Genomic DNA, 22,548 nt, shown 5'->3' with positions numbered 1-22,548 from the left:
AGAGGCGAGGGAGGCAAAGGGTCTCTTGGCGGAGCCGTTCAGCGGCAGGTTCATCCGCCAAGCACGGATGATCACCCTGATGGTCGACCAGATATCTGGACGTCAGGGGTGACCGCTGTCGGGCTATGCGGGTCGTTTCAGCTGCCGCGCGGCAAAGAAGCACACGTCCATGCTGGCGCGTGCATCCGGATATGCGTGTCCATGGAACTTGATGCCTTTCGCCTTTTCGTGGCGGTTGTCGATCACGGCAGCATCGCAGCCGCGGCGCAGAGCCTGGGGATATCTCCATCCCTGGCGAGCCGGCGCATTGCGGCCTTGGAACGCGCGGTGAAGCTGTTTGCCGAACTGGCCGCGGCCATGGGCATCAAGCCACAATAGGGACGACATCGGCGGAGGCGACGCTCCGCCTCGTGCCATGTCGAACCCGAGCGGCGGGCGGGATATCCGGCCCGCCGCCTGGATTTATCAGGCAGCCTCAGGGCGTGAACACATAGCCCGGTCCGATCGCCACATCGGCGGGAATGGCCGGCAGATCGCTGAACAGGGCTGGATTGTCCTGCATCACCTTGAGGATGTGCTTCGGCTCGAAATGCTTGTTCACGTCGAAAGTGGCGCGCAGGAAACCGAGCCGGTGCAGTCGGTCGAGCGCCGCCCACATGGCGCGGTAATTGTTCGCTGACAGACGCCGGTCGGCCTGCTGGATGTTGAACTCCATGGCAGCCTCGGCGATCTCCACCTTGAGGCCCGGAATCCAGCGCGTTGCGACCTGGGCGGCAGGCTTGGGATTCTTGCGCATCCACTGGTCGGCTTCCGACACAGCCGCCAGGAACTTCTCGATGGTCGGGCCGTTGGCGGCTACCCAGGGCCTCAAGCCGACATTGAAACCAACATAGGAGATGACATTGCCGCCGCGCACGATCTCGATCGCGCCCGGCACGTCCTTGAGGGCAACGATCGGCCAGGGATCCCAGCCGGCGAAGGCATCGACGCCCTTGGCGAGCAGAGCCACCGTCATGTCCGGCGGCGGCGTGTTGACCAGCGTCACGTCGGCTGGCGTCAGGCCGCCCTTCTCCAGAAGGGCCAGGATGTAGAGGTGGTTGATCGTGCCGAAGGAGGCGGCGATCTTCTTGCCCTTGAGGCTGGCGAGGTCGCCCTTGGCGATGCCTGCGTCCGAGCGGGCGATCAGCGCCATGGTGGCGTCCGAACCGCGCGCGGTGGCATTGCCGGAATAATTGCCGAGTGCAACGAGATCCATTCCGCGCACGACCGCGCCGATCATCGGCACGCCCACCTGCACGATATTGCTCTCACCCGCCTGCAGCGCATTCAGCGCATCGACGCCGGTCGCGTAGGGGCGCGCGATGTCGACATCGAGGCCCCACTTCTCGAAGAAGCCGCGCTCGAGTGCGATCGGCAGGCCGATCTGGTCGATGCCGGTGACCATGCCGGCCTTCATCTTGGTCAGTTGCTGCGCATGGGCCAGCGCCGGGGCGGCCAGAAGCGTTCCGACGACGGCAGTCCTTCTCGTGATCATGGTCATCCTCCCTGTTGCAATGGCTCTATCCGCCTCACCCAGTAGAACCGGGCGATGGCGCCGAGTTGGCTTTTGTCGATGTTGCGCAGTTCAACGCTGTTGCCCTCGGCGCCCGAGACGCGGCCATAGCGCTGGAAAACGAGTATGTGAAAGCGCTCGGGCGCGAAGGGCAGTGTGACCACCGCATTGACGCGCTGGCGATCCGGGAATCCGGTGCCGATCTTGGCCGGCGCGACGATCGCCAGCCACGCCTGCCAGCAAAGCCATGCCAAGCCAAGCCCGATGAGGATGAGGCCGCGCCGAGAGGACAATGCCGAGCGCAGGAACATCATGCCGACCTCACCAGCGACAGAACCTGGTTGGAGAGATCCTTGAACTGGTCGTCGCCAACCAGCCTGTCCCAGACACGCGGACGGGCAATCGGCACGTCGACTTCCGCCAGAACCTTGCCCTTGGAGAGCACCACCACCCGGTTGGCGAGGAACACAGCCTCGGGCACATCATGGGTGATGAAGATGACGGTTGGCCGCCGCTCCTCCCAGATGCGCGACAGCTCGTCCTGCAGCGTCATGCGCGTCTGCGCGTCGACACTGGCGAAGGGCTCGTCCATCAGGAGCACGTCCGGCTTGTTGGCGAGCGCGCGCACCACGCCGACGCGCTGCTGCATGCCGCCGGACAATTCGTTGGGATAGCGGTCGGCAGCATGGGTGAGGCCGGCGAGCGCCAGATATTCGCGGGCAATCTCGTCGCGCTCGGCCTTGGGCACGCCGCGCATCTTGGGGCCGAAGCCGACATTGTCGAGCACGGTCTTCCAGGGGAACAGCGCGAAGGACTGGAACACCACACCGCGATCGGGACCCGGGCCGGTCACAGGTTCGCCGCCCACCAGGATCTCGCCGCCGGAATGCGGAATGAAGCCCGCGATCATGTTCAGAATGGTCGACTTGCCGCAACCGGACGGCCCGACGATCGAGACGAACTCTCCCGCTGGGACATCCAGCGACACGTCGCGGATCGCGGTGACATGCTCGCCCTTGTAGGCGTCGAAATAGGTCTTGGCGAGATTGCGGAGCCCGAGCGATTTCACTGTGTGACCAATCCCCAGCGCCGGCCGGTCGCCTGCTCGATGGGAGCCAGGATCCAGGCGTCGACGATGTACCAGAGGATGCCGAGCACGATCATGCCCAGCACGATTTCGGTGACGGAGCCGGCTCGGCGGGCATCGAACATGAGGAACCCGATGCCGCTGGTGCCGACGATCATCTCGGCGGCGATCAGGGCGCGCCAGCCATAGCCGAGGCCGTTGCGCAGGCCGGTCATGATGTTGGGCAAGGCGCCGGGAAGGACGACCTCGGTGACGATGCGCCAGGGCGGCGCGCCAAGGCTCTGGGCTGCGCGATGCAGTTCGATGCGCACCGACCGCACGCCGAGCACGGTGTTGAGGACGACCGGGAACAGCACCGTGTAGACGATGACGAAGGTCATGGTGGTCAGGCCAAAGCCGAACCAGATGATCAGGATTGGTAGCCAGGCGATGTCGCCAATTGCCTGGAAGAACAGGAGGATTGGCCAAAGCGCGCGGTGGGCGCGCTTGCTCAGACCGACCAGCAGCCCGAGCGGCACGCCAAGTGCGATACCGATCGCGGCCCCCAGCGCCAGTCGCATCACGCTGTCGCCGAGATAGTCGGGCAGGATGCCCTTTTCCATCAGCGAGACGAACTTGGCAAGCACGTCCGGCGGTGAGGGAAGAAACGCCGCCGGGAATGGCCCCCAGGCGGCGAAGCCCCACCACAGTGCCACCACCGGAACGAAGGGCGCCAGCGTCTGCAGCACCGGCCATTTCACCGATGTGCGGACACAGAAGCTCCAGAGCGCCAGCAGGATATTCATGACGAGACCAGCCCCCATCGCTCGATGGTGGCGCGCTCGATGGGCACCAGGATCAGACGGTCGATCAGCAGCCAGATGGCGCCGATGACGATCATGCCGAACACGATGACTTCGGTCTGGTAGAAGTCGCGGGCCACGAACAGCATGTAGCCGAGGCCGACATTGGTCGCGATCATCTCGGCGGCGATCAGGCCGCGCCAGGCAAAGCCCAATCCAGTCCTGATGCCGGTGACGATGTTCGGCAATGCCCCAGGCAGGAGCACGTCGGTCAACATGGCCCAGCGGCCGGCGCCCAGCGACCAGGCGGCGTTGCGCAGCGTCATCGGAATGGTCGAGACACCGAGCAGGGTGTTGTAGGCGACGACGAAGAACACGGCGTTGAAGATGACGAAGATAATGGCGCCGAAGCCGTAGCCGAACCACAGGGTTGCGATGGGAATCCAGGCAATGCCGGCGAGCACCGAGAAGAAGCGCATCAGTGGCGTCAGGAAGGCCGAGACGCCGCGGTTGACGCCCATGAGGATGCCGAGCGGGACGGCCACCAGCACCGCCAGAACCGTGCCGAGGGCAACGCGTGCCAGGCTCGCGGCGACATGGCGCAGAATGGAGCCGTCCAGAATGCCCTCGAGGCCAGCCTTTGCCACCGCAGCCACGGAGGGAAAAATCTGCGGCCTGACGTCAAAGATCGGCACCAACGCCGCCCACGCGGCGACCAGCACGGCCAGCGGCGCCACGAACACAAGCGCCGCGACAAGGCGGCTCGTCCGTCCCATGCGTCCTCCCCTGATGGCCCTTCGCAAGAAGGGGCCAAAACCGTTCAGATGAACGGGTTCGCGCTGCGCTCTATTGCTGGTGGTCTGGTCAAGCAGACCGAGATGCGTCCACGCGAAGACGCGAGCTTAGGCGGGATCTGGGAAACGGCAAGGTGCCGAAGCGCGCATGGCAAGCCTGCACGCATGATGGTGGGGGGAACGCGATCCTGTCGAGCTCTCAGGGCGCCGCGCGTTCGCGATAAACCCAGTCCAACGCACAATGGTCGACGGTGCCCGGCGCCAGCTGCCGCATGGACGGCTTGTCGGCCAGTTCGCCCTGAAAGCCCTCTGGATCACCGTGCCCGGTCCACACTTCCATGGACACGAATGGCGCGCCGGGTTTTGACCAGAGCGCCAGATGGGGGAAGTTGTGCGCGTTCAGTGTGACGGACGGCCCGTCCGCGCTGGCCTGCAGCGTGAATGACTGGCTGGCCGCGTCTAGGAAACAGAGCGCGTCTGTCACAAAAAGCGCGTCAGTGAGGGCAAGCCGGCGGCCTTCCATCGGTATGGGGCGCCGCTTGGGACTGAACAGCCCGCCGGTCACGATGACCGGAACATCGGGGCGCTCGGGCCTCTCGAAGACAATAGCGTGGTCGTTCCGCGGCCGGTTGGCCATCGGCCAGCGGAATGCGGGATGCAGCCCCAGAGCGTAGGGCATAGGACGATCGCCGGTATTCTCGACCTCGAAGCCGATGGTAAGGCGCTCGTCGGTCAGGGCATAGGTCAGGGTGAGCCTGAAGGCGAAGGGATAGACCGCCCGGCTTGCCGCGGTGTCGCGCAGGCTGAGCCGGGCGGTGGACGCCGACTGGTCTTCGAGCGTGAAAGCTCCAGCTGCCGCAAAGCCATGGACACCGATCGGCCGATGTTGGCCATCGACAAGGATATGGCCGCGTTGCGCCCAACCAACGATCGGAAAGAGCACAGGCGATGACTTGTCCCACCAGGCCGCGTCGCGTGACCAGAGGAGATCATGGCCGCCGGCGTGCCAGGCATGGACTTCGGCCCCTGACGTCGAGATCGTCGCGCGTGCGGTTCCGGCCCGAAGTTCAATCATGGGTGGCGCGTCCCGCTCCCTGTCGCAACAAGCCGATGACCCTATCTGTCCGATCCAAGCGCCACGGTCTGGATGTAATAGCGCTGCAGGATGAGGAACGGCACCAGGGCCACCAGCACCGCTGTCGATGCCGAGGCAAACAGGGCGCCCCAATTGGATTGTTCGAGCGTCATGTTGCGAGCGATTGCCACCTGTATGACCGTCAGATCCGGCGAACTCGCCGCGACCAGGGGCCAGAAGAACGCATCCCACTGATGGATGAACATCATCAGCGAGGCGGTCGCGGCTGTCGGCCACGACAGCGGCATGGTCATGCGCCGATAGATCTGCCACCAGTTCGCGCCATCGATCCGGGCAGCTTCGTAGATCTCCTTGGGGATCTGCGCGAAGAACTGGCGAAACAGGAAGATGACGATGCCGCTGGCAATGTCGGGGGCGATCAGCGCTGCGTAGGTGTCGATCCAGCCGAGCTTGCGCATCAAGACGTAGAGGGGAATGACGATCGCCTCGAACGGCATCATGAACGACAGCAGGACCGCGACGAACAAGGTGCGCTTGAACGGAAAGTCGAACACCGCGAAGGCAAAGCCTGCCATCGAGTTGACCAGGATGCCGAGCGCGACCGTCATGAACGACACGAACAGCGAGTTGAAGAGCGCGCGCGGAAAGCCGCCCGCCAGGATGTCGCGGTAGTTCTGCAGGGTGAGTTCGAACGGTATCAGCGTCTCGATCCCGAACCGGCCGGAATTGGCGAAGATCTGCTCGGCGGGGCGGAACGACGACATGATCAGCCAGTAGACCGGCAGAAGCAGCACGACCGCGATGACGATCAGCGCCGCATAGCGCAACACCGTCATGAGGCGCGAGCTGGAGGCGACCACGTCGTTCATGCCTCGCCCTTCTTGGTGTTGAAAAGCCGGAGTTCGAACAGGGCGGTGATCAGGATGATCGTCAGAATGACGGTCGAGATGGCCAGCGAGCGGCCATGGTTCAGGAAGGCGAAGGCCGACTGGTAGGATTCAAACATCAGCAGATGTGTCGACTCGTTCGGACCGCCATGGGTGATCACATAGACCGGCGCGAACAGCAGGAAATTGGCGGCCGTATCGGCGACCAGAACGAAGGCGAGCGGGCGACGCATCATTGGCAGGGTGATGAAGCGAAAGCGTTGCCAGGCTGAGACGCCGTCGAGATCGGCGGCTTCATCAAGCTCCTTCGGGATGGCGAGCAGGCCGGCCAGCAGGAACACCATCCAGTAGCCGACACCTTTCCAGCTGACGACGGCAATCAGCGTCGGCAGAGCCTGGTCCGGAGACCGGAAGAATGGCTGGGCCGGCAGGCCGATCCACCGCAGGAAGCCGTTCACAGGCCCGAGCGTCGGGTCGAGCAGGATGTTCCAGAGCACCGAGGTGATGGCGATCGACACCGTCATCGGCAGAAGGAAGGACACGCGGAAAATGTCGATGAAACGCCCGGGACGCCGCACCAGCATGGCCAGCACGAGCGCGCAGAACACCTGAAGCGGATTGACGATCAGGTTGAACAATATGGTGGTTTTCAGCGATGCCCAGAAGGTCGGGTCGCCCATCAGGTCCAGATAATTCTTGAAGCCCTGGAAGACGGTATCGCCGCGGATCGTCTCGCCGAACACGCTGCCGATCAGGGCGATGCCGATCGGCGTGAACCGGAACAGCAAAAGGCCGGCGAGCGCCGGAGCGAGGAACAGGTAAGGCACCCACCAGCGATTGCTCATTGGCGGGAGCCTGCTCTTTGCTCGTCAGCGCATGCGGGAGACAAGATCAGCCCTTGTACTTGGCGATCTCGCGATCGATGCGGGTCGCGGCAGCCGTCAGCGCCTGCTGGACATTCGAGCCGGTCTGGATGTCGCGGAGCGCGACGCGCAGAACGTCCTCATACTCACGGAAGCCAGGCGTTGCCGGCCGCGGCACGGCGGTTGTGTCCAGTTCGTGCTGCACGATCTTCCACATATCGGTGTTGAAGGTCGCCGCCTCACGCTGCCAGATCGCCTTGACCACCGGCGGGTAGGGGCGAAGCTTGAACCACAGCGCCTGAAGGTCGTCGGACAGCAGGTCCTTCACGACCGTTTCGACCGCGGCCTTTTGCGTGGTGCGGGGATTGACGCCGAAATGCCAGGCGCCCGTCGGAGTGACCGGCTTGCCCTTGGCGAAATAGGGATGGGGTGCAACGCCGAAGTCGATACCCGGGAAGCGGGTCTTGAACGTGTCGTAGTTGAAGGTGCCGGAAATGAAGAAGGCGACCTTGCCGTTGCCGAACAGTTCCGGCGTCGTCGCCGGATCGAACTGGCCGGGCGGAGACACCTTGAACTCGCTGTAGAGCTTCTGCATGAACGTGTAGGCCTCGACAAAGGCCGGGCCGTCGAGATTGCCGAGCGCCTTGAAGCCGTCATCCGACAAGGCCTTGCCGCCCAGCGACTGGCCGAGTGGCAGGAGCTGGTAGGGCCGCTCCGACTGCTCGAAAGCGAAGCCCCAGATGTTGTCGGCCGGCTTCGTGATCTTCTTGGCGGCCTCGACCAGCTGTTCCCATGTCCAGCGCTTGGCCGGATCAGCGGAGGGTTCCTCAACGCCGGCCGCCTTCAGCATGGCCTTGTTGTAGAACAGGATCTGCATCGACGAGCCGAAGGGCGCCGAATAGAGCTTGCCGTCATAGGTCGCGGCAGCCAGACCGGACTGTGTGAAACGGCTCTTGTCGACCATGCTGTCGAGCGCCATCAGATGGCCGCGCGAGGCGTAGGAGGCAGTCAGCGGGCTGTCGCAGATATAGATGTCGGGATCCGGTGTGCGGCCCGAGAGCTTCACCTCGAGCGTCTGGAACAGCTGGGTGAACGGAATCCGCTCCACCTGCAGCTTGATGTTCGGGTGGCGCTTCTGCACTTCGTCGAACAGCGGCGTGACCTGGTTTTCAGGCCATCCCATCCAGACCACCTTGAGGGTCGCTGCCTGCGAGCGCGCGACATTCGGCGCGGCCAGAAGCGCTGCGGCCGCAGCCGAGCCTTGGACGACATGACGGCGTGTGATGGTTCTGGTCATGGTGTGGCCCTCCCTTGAGACCTCGATCTGATCGTGCCGATTTGTGCCCCGGCATCTTCGTAACGGCCCGGCTACGGGCAGATCGTTTGGTGCGGCATCATCCCCGATCGAGCACGAGATAGCGACGGGTCAGATGCTCGCAGACATCGGCAATTTCGGTGAGCTGCACCGCGCCCTCGACATGGTGCGATTCCGGCATGGCGATCACCAGGCGGCCGAGCCTCAACCCGAGCGCCATCTCGGATAGCGTGCCATAGCCGCCACCGACCGCCACCAGCGCGAAGGACGCGGTGGCGATGATGGCGTTGCGGGCCTCTCCGATTCCGGTTGCCAGCGGAATGGCAACGAAATCATTGGCCTCCTGCCAGTCATGGTCCGGCAGGATGCCGATCGGTATGCCTCCGGCCTCCGCAACCCCTTTGGAGACGGCTTCCATCGCACCTTGCCGGCCGCCGCAAATGACGGTGAACCCGATGCTGGCGAGCGCCTTGCCGAGCCCAAATGCGCGTTCATATTCCGAGGCCGTGGCATCGCGCGGACCGATGACGCCGACCGGCACGCGCCGGGTGTCCCTACGGGCGAACAGGTGGGTGAGCGCGGCCCTCGGCTCTATCGGTCGCCCGTCTGAAAGGGGCTCGGCTGGCCGCCAGGCAAGGGCCCACGCGTCGAACCGTTCACGTCCGCGATGGAGAGCGCCATCGGCTGAGTTGATCAGCAGGGGCTGGTCGATGGTGGGCATGAATGGGTCCGGCGCTCAAACTGAAGGCCCTATCGATAAGCACTCGGGAACAGGCAAGGCAAGGCCAGCCCGTACCCGCCCGGCGCGGAGCCGCCTTGTCCAATCTCACGTTGGCATGGTCGCTGGCCGACGCCATGGTCTGAGCCAAAGCCTGAAGGCAGCATCACTTGGGAGACGACCATGGCCACCAAGCAGAAGATCCTGATCGATTGCGATCCCGGTCATGACGATGCGGTGGCCATTCTCTATGCCCATCGCCACATGGACCTGGTTGGAGTGACCACGGTTCACGGCAACAACTCGCTGGAAAACACCACCCGCAACGCGCTGGCGGTGGTCGAGATGGGGCGGATCGACGTGCCGGTTGCCGCCGGTTGCGCAGAGCCCTTGGCACAGGTGCCGGTCGGGATTGCCGCCATGCACGGCAAGAGCGGCCTTGATGGCGCCGACATCCCGGATCCAACCCGCACGGTCATCGGCACCCATGCGGTCGATTTCATCATCGCCATGGCCGAGAAGCACAAAGGCGAATTGATCCTCGCGACGATTGGGCCGGAGACCAACATTGCCATGGCGCTGCGCCGCGAGCCGCGGCTGAAGCAGTGGATTCGCGAGATCGCCGTGATGGGCGGATCGACCACGCTCGGCAACATTACGCCGGCGGCCGAGTTCAACATTTTCGCCGATGTCGAGGCCGCCTGGGCGGTCTATGAAAGCGGGATCCCGATCCGCATGGTCGGCTACAACATCACGCGACAGACCGGTTTCGACCAGGGCGACATCGACCGCATGCGGGCATCCGGCCGGAAAGTCGCCAGCGTGCTCGCCGACCTCATGGCCTTCTATCTGGAAAAGCAGCGCGTCGGCTACGGTCTGAACGTCGCCCCGATGCACGATGTCTGCGCGATCATTCCCTATATCGACCCGACGCTCATCGACTATGTCCACACCTCGGCGCGGATCGAGCTGACCGGCACCTATACCCGGGGCATGACCGTCTGTGATTTGCGCACGCTGATGAACAGCCAGGCCATCAACATGCGCCACGCGACGCCAGCCAATGCGCATGTAGCAGTCGCCGCGCGCAGCCGCGCCCTGATTGATCAGGTCGTGGATACGCTGCTGACCTACGACTGATCGAGACCGAAATAGGCGCGCTCCAGCCGGTGTGGCAGGTTCGGCTCGCTGGCTTTCGCCTCCAGAACGACAGTTCCCTGGGCCACGGCATAGACGCGGTCGGCTATCGCCAGAACCTTCTCGATCAACTGCTCGACCAGCAGGACCGCCGTCCCGGTATCACGCAGCCGGGCGACGACGGCCAGCACGCGATCGACGAGGACCGGCGAAAGGCCCGCGGAGGGCTCATCGAGCATCAACAGTTTCGGGCGGCGGACGAGCCCCTGGGCAACGGCAAGCATCTGTTGCTGGCCGCCACTCAGTGCCCCGCCGCGATCATTGCGCTTGGCTGCGATCTCCGGAAAATAGGCCAGTGCTTCCTCGACCCGTGCCAGGCGCTCACCGCGCGGGATGTCGTAGGCCGCAAGCAGCAGGTTGTCGGTTACGGTCTGCTGGGTGAACACCCGATGTCCCTCGACGACATGGACCAGGCCGCCTCGCGCCGTTTCGCGCGGACCGATGCCGCGCAGGCTGGAGCCCGCAAACATGACGTCGCCTGCGCCCCATGGCAGGAGTCCCGAGATGGCGCGCAGCAGCGTCGTCTTGCCGGCGCCGTTCGGGCCGAGCAGGGCGACCACTTCGCCAGCTCTGACATCCAGTGTCATGCCGTGCAGGACGTTGATCTTGCCGTAACCCGCCTCAAGTGCGCGAACGGCCAGTAGCGGGTCAGCCTCCGAGATAGGCACTGACGACCTCCTTATGCACGCGGATTTCCGAAGGCGTTCCGGCGGCCAGAACACGCCCGAGATTGAGAACGGTCACATGGTCGCAGATGTCGAAGATCAGGTCGGCGTGATGTTCGACCAGCAGGACGCCGGTTCCCTGCTTGCTGATCGCCTTGATCAGGGTGGCGAGGCGTTCGATCTCGGAAACCGAGAGGCCTGCAGCCGGCTCGTCGAGCATCAGGAAGGCGGGCTTGAGGATGAGCGCACGGGCGATCTCGACGAAGCGCAACTCGCTGTGCTGCAAGCGGTCGGCACGAATGTCCGCCAAGGCTTCAAGTCCCACAGCGGCCAGCGCGGTCATGGCTGCGGCCTTCAGACGCCGTTCGTCAGCGCGGTGCCGGGGCAGGGCGAGCAGTGTCTCGACGAAAGTGGCTTGCCCTTGGATGGTCGCGCCGATCATCACGTTGTCGATGACGGAGGCTTCTCCGACGATCCGTGGGGTCTGGAACGTGCGGGCAATGCCGCGCGCTGCACGGGTCTCCGCCGATCCAGGCTCCAATGGCCCGCCCAGTGTGACGATGCCCTTCTCAGGCGCGTAATAGCCCGAGATGACATTGAGCGTGGTCGTCTTGCCGCTGCCGTTCGGACCGATCAGGCCGTGGACCTTGCCGGTTTCGATGGCGAGCGACACGCCGTCGATGGCGCGGACGCCGCCAAAGCTCAGCACGATGTCGGTCAGGACGACCGGAGTGCGCTCTTCGCTGCGATCGAGCAGCGAGGCCAGCAGGGCCGGGCGGGGCTTGATTGCCCGGTCGAAGGTCAGGGGCTTCCGGCTCTTAAAGTCGAGGAGGGCTGCGATCCCACCGGGCATGGCAAGCACAATGACCAGCAGCAGCACCGCGTAGAGGAAGGTCGACCATGCTGCGAGCGGAGCTGCGATCTCCGGCAGGATGGTCAGCACGATCGTACCGATCAGCGGTCCGAGGATCGAACCGCGGCCGCCGATCAGCACGGCGATGAAGAACAGCAGCGACAGTTCGAAGGTGAAGGCGTCGGGCGTGATGTAGGTCTGGAGGCTTGCGAACAGGCCACCGGCCATGGCGGCCAGCGCGCCCGCCAGCATGAACACCGCGATGAGCAGGCGTGCCTTGGAGATGCCGCTCGCCTCCGCCGCGACATCGGCATCACGCACGGCGATCAGCGCGCGGCCGAACCGGCTGTGCGCGATATTCGAAGTGATCCATGTGCTGGCCGCAGCCACTGCCAGACAGAAATAGAAAAAGCCCCAGGCATTGTCGAAGGGGGCAGGCATTTCCGGTCCCGGCAGCCCGATGCCGCCGCCGGTGACGCTTTGCCAGGCCAACGCCACCTGCGTCACGATGGTCGCAAAGCCAAGCGTCGTCATTGCGAAGTAGAACGTGCGCAGCCGCAGCGCCGGCAGACCGACAATGACACCGAATACGGCGCCGACCAGACCAGCGACTGCCAGCGCTGCGAAGACGGGCACGGGCGGCGTCACATTGCCGCCGACCAGCACGCTGGTCGTATAGGCTCCGAGCGTCAGCAGCGAGACATAGCCGATGGCCAGCTGCCCGGCATAGCCGACGATCAGGTTGAGACCCGCGACCAGCATCCAGTAGATCGCGGCGCGGGTCGCGATGAGACCCCAATATTCGTTGCCAGTGAGCGGCAGAAGCGCGGCGAGACCGAACAGGCCGATGAAGGGCAGGGCGCTGCGCAGCGCCGCCGACACGCCGCCCGGCTTCTCCGTCGGCGCAATTGCGGCCATGTTGCTCAGATCGGTCATCAGACCCTCCTTGCGGCTTGGCCGCCGAACAGGCCCTGGGGTGCGATCAAGAGCACGATGATGAAAAGGCCGAACACGGCGACGGACGAGAAGATGCCGCCGACCAGGAAGTTCGCCGCCTGCTGGAAGATACCAAGCGCGAGACCGCCGATGACGGCGCCGCGATTGTTGCCGAGGCCGCCGAGCGCCACCGGCACGAAGCCGTAGAAATTGAGCAGCGGGCCATTGGCAAAGAAGGCGAGCAGCAATTGTCCGCCGGAAAAGCCGGCGAGGCCGCCGATTGCGCCGGCCAGCGCATAGCTGGCGATGCGCAGATTGCGCTCGGGCAGGCCCAGCGCCCGGGCGGCGAAATTGTCCTCGGCGATGGCGAGAAAGGCCCGGCCGACCAATGTCTTCCGGTAGAGTAGTTCAAGGCCGACAATGGTCACGATGCAGGCGACCACGGGAAACCAGAACTTTTCCTCGAGGAAGCCGCCACCAGCACCGAAAAGGCGCGGGAAGGGCTGCGGCTCCGTGCTCCACTCGATGGCCGTCACCTGCTGGATCATCAGCGCCAGCGCCAACGTGGACAGCACATAGAGGTGCTGGTCGAGGCTCTTCAGCACGGGCCGGACCGCGACGAATTCAGTGATCACGCCGATCAGCGCGCAGCAGGCGATCATGGCGAAAAAGCCGAGGATGGGTGGAAAACCCATGCGCAGGATGAACAGCGAGCCGAACACACCGCCCAGCATGCCAAGCTGGCCAGCGGTGAAGCTCATGACCCGCGAGGTCGAGAACATCGTGTTGTAGGCGATGCCGATGAGAGCGTAGATCGCCCCAACCGCGAGACCTGAGGCCAGGATCGAAGCCAGCATGGACAGACTTTCAGGATTGGAGGCAGCGAACGGGACCAGGCCACCCGAGGACAGCCCGGCCGTCGATGTTCGTCGAACTCAGCCGGAATAACCGGGCGCCAGCGCAAATGTGCCGTTCTTGGCGGAGCTTGCCGCCGACATGACGACGTCTGCCACCGGATAGCCGTTGTGCTGGGTCGGGCTGTAGGCGTAGTTGCCGAAATAGCCCTCGTATTTCGTCAAACCGTTCCAGTAGCCGATGATCGCCTCGCTGGACGAGGATCCGGTCGCTTCGACGGCCTTGGCGACGAGATCGATGGCGTCGATACCGCAGGCGACCCACCAGAGCAGCGTGTCCTGGAGGTTGACCTTGCCGGCGAGGCGCTCGACCAGAGCCTGGTTCTTCGGCGGCAATTTGCCGTCCGCGCCATAGCTGCAGCTGCGATAGCCGATCGCGTAGACCTTTTCCCAGTTGGCCGGCTTTTCGACGAGGCCGCCGATTTCGCCGGACGACAACGAGGGATGGCCGACGAAGGGCACATCCCAGTTCATGGCGGCGCGGGTGTTCATCATGCGCGCCTCCATGCCGGTGGAGACGCTCCACACGACGATGGCCTGGGCGCCGGCATTGCGGGCGCGCAGCATGTCAGGCGTCATGTCGGGCTGGGTTGCGTCGATATTGGCCTGGTAGACCACCTCGGCGCCATCCTTCTTGAAGCCGGCGACAGAGGCGTTCACGGCGCTGACGCCATAGCCCGTCGTGTCGCCGATGACGGCGATCTTCTTCAGCTTGAGAATGGCGAGGCAATAATTGCGCACGGCGTCGTCCCACTGGGTGTTGGACGGCGAGATGCGGAAGGCATTGGGGAAGCGGCGCTCGTCGATCAGGGTATCGACCACGCAGGGGTGGATGTTCGGCATCTTGGCGCGCGCCATGATCGGCGTCACGGCCAGCGATTCACCGGAATTGGTCGGGCCCCAGATGGCGTGGACCTTGGCCTGGCTGATCAGTTCCTGGGTGGCGTTGACCGCTTTGGTTGGGTCACCCTGGGTATCGCGGGTGATGATCTCGACCTTCCGGCCCTTGACGCCGCCCGCCGCATTGATGGCTTCCGCGGCATAGATGACGCCGCGGTTGAAGCCGACGCCGGGCGCCGAGCTCGGGCCGGTCAGGGCCGCGAGCCAGCCGATGCGGATCGGTTCGGCCTGGGCGATCGCCGGATGGGCGAGGCCGAGGGCCGATGCGCTGACGGCTCCGGCCGAGCCGAAGGTGAAGTGACGCCGATTGATGGCCATGTGATCCTCCCGATTGTTGCGTGTGAATGTGCCCGTCTGCGCGGGTTTTTCCGGGCCTTCAGCCCTTGAGGTGGCGGATGTAGTCGCGGTTGAAGGTGAAGCCCCAGCCGGGCCGCTCCGGAACGATCGCGGAGCCGTTCTCGAAGCTCAGCTGCTCGTTATAGAGCGGCGAGAACCACGGCATGTATTCGAGGAAGATCGCGTTGGAGAGCGCCCCCAGTACCTGGATGCTGGTCTCCGGGAACAGATGGCTGGACACCGCGATATCGTGGGCCTCGGCCATATGGCTCACCCGCATGAACTCGCTGACGCCGCCCGCGCGCTGCAGGTCGGGCATCAGAATGTCGGCGGAGCGCAGTTCCAGCATGCGCCGGAAGCCGTAGCGGGAATATTCGGTCTCGCCGGAGGCGATCGGCGTGTCGAGGGCGGCCGAGACGCGGGCCAGCCCGTCAAGGTCCCAGGCGGGCAGGGGCTCCTCAAACCAGGTGAGGTCGTACTCTTCCAGCATGCGGCCGAGCCGGATCGCCTGATGCTCGTTGAGCCCCTGATTGGCATCAGCCATCAGCTTGATCTTCGGGCCGATCGCCTCGCGCACCGCCTTGACGCGAGCGATGTCGTCGCGCGGATCGGCATGGCCGAGCCGCATCTTCATGGCTTTGAAGCCCTCGGCCATGAAGCGGCCGGCCTCTTCCTGCAACTCGCTGATCGACAGCGACAGCCAAAGGCCGCCGGAATGGTAGGCCGGAACCCGTGACTGTGCGCCGCCAAGCATGCGGTAGAGCGGCAGGCCGGCCGCTTTGCCGGCGAGGTCCCAGAGCGCGCCGTCGAGCGCCGAGATGCCCATGACGGTGACGCCCTTGTGGCCGAGAAAGTTGATGTCCTTCCAGGCGCGGGCATTGAAGCCGGCGATATGGCCGGGATCCTGTCCGACGATCAGGTCGGACAATTCCTCGACCATGGCGCGCAGCACTGGCGTGCGCCGGTTGTTGAGCGTGAAGACCAGGTTCTCGCCGGTGACGCCCTCATCGGTGTGGATGGTCACCAGGACCATGCCGAAATCGCGGAGTTCGCCGAGCGCGCTGCCGATCGGCTTGGCGAGCGTCAGTGTGACGTTGTCGGTCTCGACCCTGGTGACCTTCATGACCGGTTCCGTCCATCAATGCGGGTGACGTCGCCGACGCGGTAACGCGCGAGAACGGAAGGGTCGGGGTCGGCGCCCAGCCCCGGCCCTTCGGGCACGGCGAACAGGCCCTTGTCGCCCTTGACCCAGGGATCAAAGGGATTGGCCTCCATGTCGAGCCAGAGAACCTCGACCATGCGCTTTTCCATGCGCGCCTGGATGATGTGGAGCGTGGCGATGAAGCCCGGGCCGAAATAGGGGCTGTGCGGGCAGACCTCGATGCCGTGGGCCTCGCAGAGGTCGAAGATCTTGAGCATCTCTGCAATGCCGCCGATCTTGGTGACGCTCGGCTGGGCGATATCAATGGCGCCGGCATCGATCAGCGTCTTGAAGCCGAACAGGCCCGCGACATTCTCGCCAGCCGAGATCGGGATGCCATAGGCGCGCACGCTGGCGAGACCCTCGACATCCTCCGGCGGCCAGACCGGCTCTTCCAGCCACATCAGGCCATCATCGACCAGAGACGCTGCCATGGCGCGGGCGACTGGCGGCGACCAGGCGCAATTGACGTCCATCATGACAGGCACGTCGCCTGCAGCCTTCTGAGAGGCCAGCACCGCCGAGCGGGTGAGTTCGTGCAGCTTGATGAAGCGGTAGCCGCGGGCGGAGGCGGCCGCCGTGTTCTTGGCAGCGAGAGCGTCGTCATTATAGGCGAGCAGGCTGGCATAGCCCGGGATCGGTCCGCGGTCGCGGCCGCCGAGCAGGCGGTAGAGCGGCTGGTTGGCGCGCTTGCCCGCGAGATCCCACAGCGCGATCTCGATGCCGGAATAGCCATAGACGAAGGAGCCGTTGCGGCCGAGCAGGTGCAGACTGTGGAGAATGGTGCGCGACAGGCCCTGGATGTCGCCGGCATCGCGGCCAATCATCAGGGGCCCGACAATCGTATCGATGGCGGCCTTGGTGGCGGGAATGGCGGCATGGCCGAAGGCTTCGCCCCAGCCGACTAGCCCATCCTCGGTCTCCACCTTGACCAGGAGGATTTCGAGATTGTCCCAGGGTCTGCCGGCAAAGGCCGGCTTCGGCCCGCCCATGTCGAAGGGCAGAGCCACCACGCTGGTTTCGACAGCGGTGATCTTCATGTCAGTCCTGGCATTTCCTCAGGCGCCTGCCTCTTGCTCGGGCGGCGTCCATGACAGGCACGCTAGGCCTGCATTGGAATAAGCTCAATTGCCTGTGGCTTAATTCTGCATAAGATCAACTTATGTCGCTTAGTATCCGCCAATTGCAGATCATCCACGCTGTCGCGAGTTCGGGCTCGGTGACGTCTGCCGCCCAGGCCCTCGGAATCTCTCAGCCGGCGGTGAGCATGATGCTCCGGGAATGCTCGCGCGAGGCGGGCTTTCCGATGTTCCTGCGCAAGCAGGGGCGCCTGCAGCCGACCGCCGAGACGCGCGTTCTGCTGGCGGATCTTGAGCGCGTGTTCGATGGCGTGGAGCGCATCGGCCGGCTGATCGAGGACATGGGCGACACCCATGTCGGTTCGATCCAGATCGCAGCAACCGCAACGCTCGCCAACAATATCCTGCCGGCGGCGGTGGCGGAGTTCCAGAAATCGCGGCCGCGCATCCAGATCACGGTGCGGACCACGGATATTCCGAGCGTCATCCAGAGCGTGGTGCGCGAGGAAGTCGATCTTGGCCTCGCGCTCTCGCCGCTGACCCAGCACGACGCGCGCGCCATCGATCTCTGCACGGCGGACCTGGTGGCGGTCGTTCATCCAGGCCACGCACTGGCGGGCCGGACCATGGTCGAGGCAGGCGATCTCGCCGCCTATCCACTGATCTCGTTCAGCCGCAGCCAGCCACTTGGGGCACTTGTCGAGCAGGCCTTCCGTGAAGCCGGCACGCCGCGCCGTGTCGCGATCGAGGTGAACCAGTCGTCGGTCGCCTGCGCATTGGCGCGGGCAGGGGCGGGCGTCGCGGTGATTGACCCGTTCTGGCTGATCGAAGCCCGCGAGAACGGCATCGTCTGCCTGAAATTCGTGCCGAAGACGGCGGTGAGCGCTCAGGTTCTGGTATCTCGTACCTCACCGTTATCAAGACCGGCGCGGCTGTTCCTGGCGACAATGCGCCGGACCATCCAGTCCTTGCAGGCGCAGGGCATTCTGTAAGGCGACCGGTCAGCTTGATCAGGACTCCGGCGTGGTCGGCTGCGGATGTCATCGCCCTGTCTTGGCGGCGCGACATGAGGACCCGTTGTCACCGGCGGCTGTGCCGCCTCACACCGGATCAATCCCATGTCACTTCCCACACTCGGCGTCGCCCTTCCTTTGGAAGGCCTGCGTCAGCACCGTGCCTGGATTCTTGACAGCCAGCGCGACCTCGAGGTCCAGGATTTCTTTTGGGCCGAGGTTCTGAACGGCGACTGGAAGCCTCTGGCGGAGGCCATCAAGAAGGAACTCGACGGCCATACCGGCCGCCTCGGCATTCACGGGCCGTTCTGGGGCTTCACCATTGCCAGCCTCGATCCGGATGTTCGTGCACTTGTCGCCAAGCGCATGGACCAGGGGCTGGATGTCTGCGCGGCGCTCGGCGCCACCCAGATGGTCATCCACTCGCCCTACACGACCTGGGACTACAACAATCTCGACTACAATCCCGGCGCCCGTGACAAGGTCGTCGAGCGGACCCACGACACTCTCAAGGCCGCGGTGCGCCGCGCCGAGGACATGGGCGTGGTGCTGGTCATCGAGAATATCGAAGATCGCAACCCGGCCGAGCGCGTGGCGCTGGCAAAGTCGTTCGACAGCCCGGCCGTTCGGGTCTCCATCGATACCGGCCACGCCAATTACGCCTACACCTCCACTGGCGCGCCGCCTGTCGACTATTACGTCACGGCCGCCGGCGACATGCTGCACCACGTCCACTTGCAGGATTCCGACGGCTATGCCGACCGCCACTGGAATCCGGGCGAGGGCACCATTGCCTGGCGCCAGGTGTTCCGCGCGCTGGAGACGGTGAAGAGCAATCCCCGCCTCATGCTGGAAGTGCGCAACAAGGACCGCGTCCGCGAGGGCGCCGACTATCTGATCGGCCTCGGTCTCGCCCGATAGGTCGCACGGACCCGTTATCCCCCGGTGTCATGGCGATGACATCGGGGAGTCACCGGGACGTTATGGCCGGCGTCTAGTCGACATCGCCAGAGGGCCGCGGATGCGTCATCTGCCCGCTGCCCGCCGCTCCACGAAACCCAGGACATGGCGACCATGCTCACCTCGACCTCCAGGCGTTCTGTACTCCTTCTGGGCGGCGCCGCCGTCGCAGCTCCGTTCGTGCCGCGTCTCGCCCACGGCCAGGCTGATAACCGGCCCGCAATCACCATTGCGGTCCAGAAGATCGTCAATTCCAATGTGCTCGACGTGCTGCGCGAACAGTCCAATGTCGGCGAGCGCATCTTCTTCACGTCGCTCTGGGAGGCATTGATCAGCCGCGACTGGCTGGGCAACCTGTCGCCCCGACCGGGCCTTGCCACCGAATGGCGTCGCATCGACGACCAGACCGTCGAACTGAAGCTCCGCCAGGGCGTCAAGTTCCACAATGGCGACGAGATGACCGCCGAGGACGTGGTGTTCACTTTCTCGCGTGAGCGCATGTTCGGCAATACCGAGGCCAAGAACCGCTCGACGCTCAAGGCTTTCGAGAACATCCCGGCACCGCGCCCGGGCAAGGAACTGCCGGGCGAGATTCCCGCCGTGGCACGCCGCGCCTGGCCCGATCTGCTGCGCGTCGACGCCGTGGATCGTTACACCGTGCGCTTCATCAATGCGACGCCTGATGTGACGCTTGAGGGACGCCTGTCGCGCTATGGCTCGGACATCATGAGCCGCCGTGGCTGGGAAGAGGCAGCCAGCTATCTCGACTGGGCCCGCAAGCCGATCACCACGGGCCCCTACAAGGTCGTCGAGTTCCGGCCCGATGTCTCGCTGCAGCTTGAGGCCCATGACGAGTATTGGGGCGGCCGCCCGCCGATCAAGTCGATCCGCTTCGTCGAAGTGCCGGAGGTGTCCAGCCGTGTCGCCGGCCTCCTCTCCGGCCAGTACCAGTTCGCCTGCGACATCTCCCCCGACCAGATCGGCGAGATCGAGAAGAATGCGGCCTTCGAGGTCCAGGGCGGCACGATCCAGAACCACCGCCTGACCGTGTTCGACAAGAACAACGCCCAGCTGGCCAACCCGCTGGTCCGCCGTGCCTTCACCCATGCCATCGACCGTCAGGCGATCGTCGACTCGCTCTGGGCCGGCCGCACCAAGGTTCCCGCCGGCCTGCAATGGGAATTCTACGGCGACATGTTCCATGCCGATTGGACCGTGCCGGCCTACGATCCGAAGCTCGCCCGCGATCTGCTGCGCCAGGCTGGCTATAAGGGTGACGCGATCACCTTTCGCGTGCTCAACAACTACTACACCAACCAGAACCCGACCTCGCAGATCCTCACCGAGATGTGGCGTTCGGTCGGCATCAACGTCCAGATGCAGACGGTCGAGAACTGGAGCCAGATCATGGAGCGCGGTCCGGCCCGCGCGGTGCGCGACTGGTCGAATTCCGCCCCGTTCAACGATCCTGTCTCATCGCTGGTCAACCAGCATGGCCCCAACGGTCAGCAGCAGCAGATCGGCGAATGGACCAATGTCGAAATGAACCAGCTCTGTGAAGTGCTGGAGACCTCGACCGACCGCGCGCTCCGTCGCAAGTCGTTCCGCCGCATGCTGGAAATCTGCGAGCGCGAAGACCCCGCCTACACGGTGCTCCATCAGAACGCGACCTTCACCGCCAAGGCGAAGTCGATCCGCTGGAAGACTGCGCCGGCCTTCGCCATGGACTTCCGTCCCGGCAATTACGGCGCCTGATCCACCATCCCCACGGGCCAACGGGAACCCATCCCGTTGGCCCGTTCTGCATTTTTCGGAAGGCCCCACCATGACCAAGCTGACCCCCGACGCCACCCGTCGCACGCTGCTGAAGGGCTCCGGTGCGGCCCTTGCCCTTGCTTCGCTCGCAGGCGTGCAGGCCTCGGCCCAGACGACCGGACGCCGCGTCACGGTGGCGATCCCGGTCAGTCCGCGCGTCCTGGAGCCGGTGCGAGAGGTCTCCAATGTCCTGTTCCGGATCGCCTACAACATCTTCGACACGCTGATCGCGGTCGATTATCGCGACAATGCCAAGCTCAAGCCGGGTCTGGCGACTGCCTGGCGGCGCACCGAGCCGCGCGTTCTCGAACTCGATCTGCGCGAGGGCGTGCGCTTTCATAACGGCGACCTTCTGACCGCCGAGGACGTGGCCTTCACCTTCGGGCCGGAGCGCGTGTCCGATCCCAAATCGCCGGGCCATGCCCTGAGCCGGACCTTCCTCGGGTCGATCGAGCGCGTTGAGGCCATCGGCCCCCGCCAGGTTCGCGTGGTGACCCGCGCCCCCGACCCGCTGATCGAGCAGCGCCTGGCCGGCTGGGCCGCGCAGATCATCTCGAAGCGCGCCTTTCTCGCCGCCGGGTCCTTCGACGCCTGGGAGAAGGCGCCGGTCGGCACCGGTCCCTTCGCCGTCAGCCAGTTCAATGTCGACCGTCAGATCACGCTGCGCGCGCATGACGACTATTTCGGCGGTGCGCCGACGGTACGCGAACTGGTTTTCCGGGTTGTCCCGGAATTGTCGAGCCGCCTCAATGCGCTTGCAACGGGAGAAGCCGACATCATCACCGAGCTCTCCCCCGACCATTTCAGCACGGTTGGGGCCATGGCGGGTCGCGAGATCGTTGGCGGGCCAATCCAGAACATCCGCGTGCTCGCCTATGACAAGAACCATCCGGTCCTGGCCGATGCCCGGATCCGCCGGGCGCTCGGGCTTGCCATCGACCGCAAGGCGATCGTCGATGCGCTCTATGCCGGCCGCACGACGATCCCGCCCGGACACCAGAACCCGGCCTATGGTGATCTCTACATGCCGGACTATCCGGCCCCCGCCTTCGATCTCGACAAGGCGCGCGCGCTGGTGAAGGAAGCCGGCTATTCCGGCCAGCCGATCCCCTACCGCATCCTGCCCAACTACTACACGCTGCAGCTTCAGACCGCCCAGATCCTGGTCGAGATGTGGCGCCAGGCCGGCCTGAACATCGATCTTCAGGTGCGCGAGAATATCGGCGCGGTGATCAATCCGCCGGAGGGTCGTGGCATCCGCGACTGGTCGAACACCATCTTCTGGAACGACCCGGCCGGCGTGCTGGTGCGCCTGTTCGGCCCGAATGGTCCGACGCAGCAGGTCTATCGGGAATGGAGCAATGCCGAGTTCAACCAGAATGCGGCTGTGCTGACCTCCAGCCTCGACACCGCCGAGCGGAAGCGCGCCTTCCGCCGCATGCTCGAAATCTTCGACAATGACGATCCGGCCGGAACAGTGCTGCACGACCTGACCATGTTCTACGGCAAGCGGAAGGACGTGCCCTGGCAGCCCTATCCGATCGAGTACATGGACTTTCGGCCGGCCAATATGGGCTGACCCACC

The 22,548-nt window shown here is 64.7% G+C and carries 22 protein-coding genes; 6 read left to right on the top strand and 16 right to left on the bottom strand.

Annotated elements, in window-relative coordinates; translation table 11 throughout:
• Nucleotides 1-201 precede the first annotated feature (201 nt).
• Entirely contained in the window at nt 202-378 is a 177-nt protein-coding gene (locus E8L99_RS18380) for a helix-turn-helix domain-containing protein (protein ID WP_137100912.1), read from the top strand.
• A 97-nt stretch (nt 379-475) separates the two neighbouring features.
• Here the strand turns inward: E8L99_RS18380 and E8L99_RS18375 are convergent, their stop codons facing one another.
• From E8L99_RS18375 to E8L99_RS18330, 10 genes are all read right to left on the bottom strand, one after another.
• A complete protein-coding gene (locus tag E8L99_RS18375; protein ID WP_137100911.1) occupies nt 476-1,534 on the bottom strand; it encodes an ABC transporter substrate-binding protein in 1,059 nt (352 codons plus the stop codon).
• A 2-nt stretch (nt 1,535-1,536) separates the two neighbouring features.
• Nucleotides 1,537-1,866, bottom strand: coding sequence for a hypothetical protein (locus E8L99_RS18370; protein ID WP_252511154.1), 330 nt, complete (start codon nt 1,864-1,866; stop codon nt 1,537-1,539).
• Complete coding sequence (locus tag E8L99_RS18365) at nt 1,863-2,621, bottom strand: ABC transporter ATP-binding protein (RefSeq protein WP_137100910.1); 759 nt, start codon at nt 2,619-2,621, stop codon at nt 1,863-1,865. The genes E8L99_RS18370 and E8L99_RS18365 overlap by 4 nt, the downstream gene beginning before the upstream one ends.
• Nucleotides 2,618-3,424: an ABC transporter permease gene (locus E8L99_RS18360; protein WP_137100909.1), complete on the bottom strand. Its 807-nt coding sequence runs from the start codon at nt 3,422-3,424 to the stop codon at nt 2,618-2,620. Before E8L99_RS18360 ends, E8L99_RS18365 begins: the two co-directional genes overlap by 4 nt.
• Nucleotides 3,421-4,197, bottom strand: coding sequence for an ABC transporter permease (locus tag E8L99_RS18355; RefSeq protein WP_137100908.1), 777 nt, complete (start codon nt 4,195-4,197; stop codon nt 3,421-3,423). The genes E8L99_RS18360 and E8L99_RS18355 overlap by 4 nt, the downstream gene beginning before the upstream one ends.
• A gap of 217 nt (nt 4,198-4,414) precedes the next feature.
• Complete coding sequence (locus tag E8L99_RS18350; RefSeq protein ID WP_137100907.1) at nt 4,415-5,290, bottom strand: aldose 1-epimerase family protein; 876 nt, start codon at nt 5,288-5,290, stop codon at nt 4,415-4,417.
• Between the two features lie 41 nt (nt 5,291-5,331).
• Entirely contained in the window at nt 5,332-6,180 is an 849-nt protein-coding gene (locus E8L99_RS18345) for a carbohydrate ABC transporter permease (protein ID WP_137100906.1), read from the bottom strand.
• A complete protein-coding gene (locus tag E8L99_RS18340; RefSeq protein WP_137100905.1) occupies nt 6,177-7,043 on the bottom strand; it encodes a carbohydrate ABC transporter permease in 867 nt (288 codons plus the stop codon). Before E8L99_RS18340 ends, E8L99_RS18345 begins: the two co-directional genes overlap by 4 nt.
• 46 nt (nt 7,044-7,089) lie before the next feature.
• Nucleotides 7,090-8,358 (bottom strand): ABC transporter substrate-binding protein, encoded by a 1,269-nt coding sequence (locus E8L99_RS18335; protein ID WP_137100904.1) that lies wholly within the window; start codon nt 8,356-8,358, stop codon nt 7,090-7,092.
• 97 nt (nt 8,359-8,455) lie between these two features.
• The gene (locus E8L99_RS18330) at nt 8,456-9,097 is read right to left on the bottom strand and encodes a TIGR00725 family protein (protein WP_137100903.1); all 642 of its coding nucleotides are present in this window, start codon (nt 9,095-9,097) and stop codon (nt 8,456-8,458) included.
• A 180-nt stretch (nt 9,098-9,277) separates the two neighbouring features.
• On the opposite strand from E8L99_RS18330, the gene E8L99_RS18325 reads away from it, so the two are divergent.
• Nucleotides 9,278-10,234, top strand: coding sequence for a nucleoside hydrolase (locus tag E8L99_RS18325; protein WP_137100902.1), 957 nt, complete (start codon nt 9,278-9,280; stop codon nt 10,232-10,234).
• Here the strand turns inward: E8L99_RS18325 and E8L99_RS18320 are convergent.
• The 6 genes from E8L99_RS18320 to E8L99_RS18295 all read right to left on the bottom strand — a co-directional run bounded on the left by E8L99_RS18320 (nt 10,225) and on the right by E8L99_RS18295 (nt 17,136).
• Nucleotides 10,225-10,959 carry an ABC transporter ATP-binding protein gene (locus tag E8L99_RS18320; protein ID WP_137100901.1) on the bottom strand — a complete coding sequence of 245 codons (735 nt, stop codon included), beginning with the start codon at nt 10,957-10,959 and terminating at the stop codon, nt 10,225-10,227. The two genes, E8L99_RS18325 and E8L99_RS18320, sit on opposite strands and share 10 nt — an antisense overlap.
• On the bottom strand, nt 10,940-12,745 hold the full coding sequence (locus E8L99_RS18315; RefSeq protein WP_252511153.1) for a branched-chain amino acid ABC transporter ATP-binding protein/permease: 1,806 nt from the start codon (nt 12,743-12,745) through the stop codon (nt 10,940-10,942). The genes E8L99_RS18320 and E8L99_RS18315 overlap by 20 nt, the downstream gene beginning before the upstream one ends.
• Nucleotides 12,745-13,602, bottom strand: coding sequence for a branched-chain amino acid ABC transporter permease (locus E8L99_RS18310; RefSeq protein WP_137100900.1), 858 nt, complete (start codon nt 13,600-13,602; stop codon nt 12,745-12,747). The genes E8L99_RS18315 and E8L99_RS18310 overlap by 1 nt, the downstream gene beginning before the upstream one ends.
• Before the next feature lie 78 nt (nt 13,603-13,680).
• The gene (locus tag E8L99_RS18305) at nt 13,681-14,877 is read right to left on the bottom strand and encodes an ABC transporter substrate-binding protein (RefSeq protein WP_137100899.1); all 1,197 of its coding nucleotides are present in this window, start codon (nt 14,875-14,877) and stop codon (nt 13,681-13,683) included.
• A gap of 58 nt (nt 14,878-14,935) precedes the next feature.
• Nucleotides 14,936-16,018 (bottom strand): mandelate racemase/muconate lactonizing enzyme family protein, encoded by a 1,083-nt coding sequence (locus E8L99_RS18300; RefSeq protein ID WP_137100898.1) that lies wholly within the window; start codon nt 16,016-16,018, stop codon nt 14,936-14,938.
• A complete protein-coding gene (locus tag E8L99_RS18295) occupies nt 16,015-17,136 on the bottom strand; it encodes a mandelate racemase/muconate lactonizing enzyme family protein (protein ID WP_137100897.1) in 1,122 nt (373 codons plus the stop codon). Before E8L99_RS18295 ends, E8L99_RS18300 begins: the two co-directional genes overlap by 4 nt.
• A gap of 122 nt (nt 17,137-17,258) precedes the next feature.
• On the opposite strand from E8L99_RS18295, the gene E8L99_RS18290 reads away from it, so the two are divergent.
• From E8L99_RS18290 to E8L99_RS18275, 4 genes are all read left to right on the top strand, one after another.
• Nucleotides 17,259-18,167: a LysR substrate-binding domain-containing protein gene (locus E8L99_RS18290; RefSeq protein ID WP_137100896.1), complete on the top strand. Its 909-nt coding sequence runs from the start codon at nt 17,259-17,261 to the stop codon at nt 18,165-18,167.
• Between the two features lie 126 nt (nt 18,168-18,293).
• Nucleotides 18,294-19,109: a sugar phosphate isomerase/epimerase family protein gene (locus tag E8L99_RS18285; RefSeq protein WP_137100895.1), complete on the top strand. Its 816-nt coding sequence runs from the start codon at nt 18,294-18,296 to the stop codon at nt 19,107-19,109.
• Between the two features lie 153 nt (nt 19,110-19,262).
• Nucleotides 19,263-20,903: an ABC transporter substrate-binding protein gene (locus tag E8L99_RS18280; RefSeq protein ID WP_137102183.1), complete on the top strand. Its 1,641-nt coding sequence runs from the start codon at nt 19,263-19,265 to the stop codon at nt 20,901-20,903.
• A gap of 70 nt (nt 20,904-20,973) precedes the next feature.
• On the top strand, nt 20,974-22,542 hold the full coding sequence (locus E8L99_RS18275; RefSeq protein WP_137100894.1) for an ABC transporter substrate-binding protein: 1,569 nt from the start codon (nt 20,974-20,976) through the stop codon (nt 22,540-22,542).
• Nucleotides 22,543-22,548 lie beyond the last annotated feature (6 nt).

Source organism: Phreatobacter aquaticus (assembly GCF_005160265.1).
Classification (GTDB): Bacteria; Pseudomonadota; Alphaproteobacteria; order Rhizobiales; family Phreatobacteraceae; genus Phreatobacter; species Phreatobacter aquaticus.
This window is presented reverse-complemented; position numbering and strand designations above follow the sequence as displayed.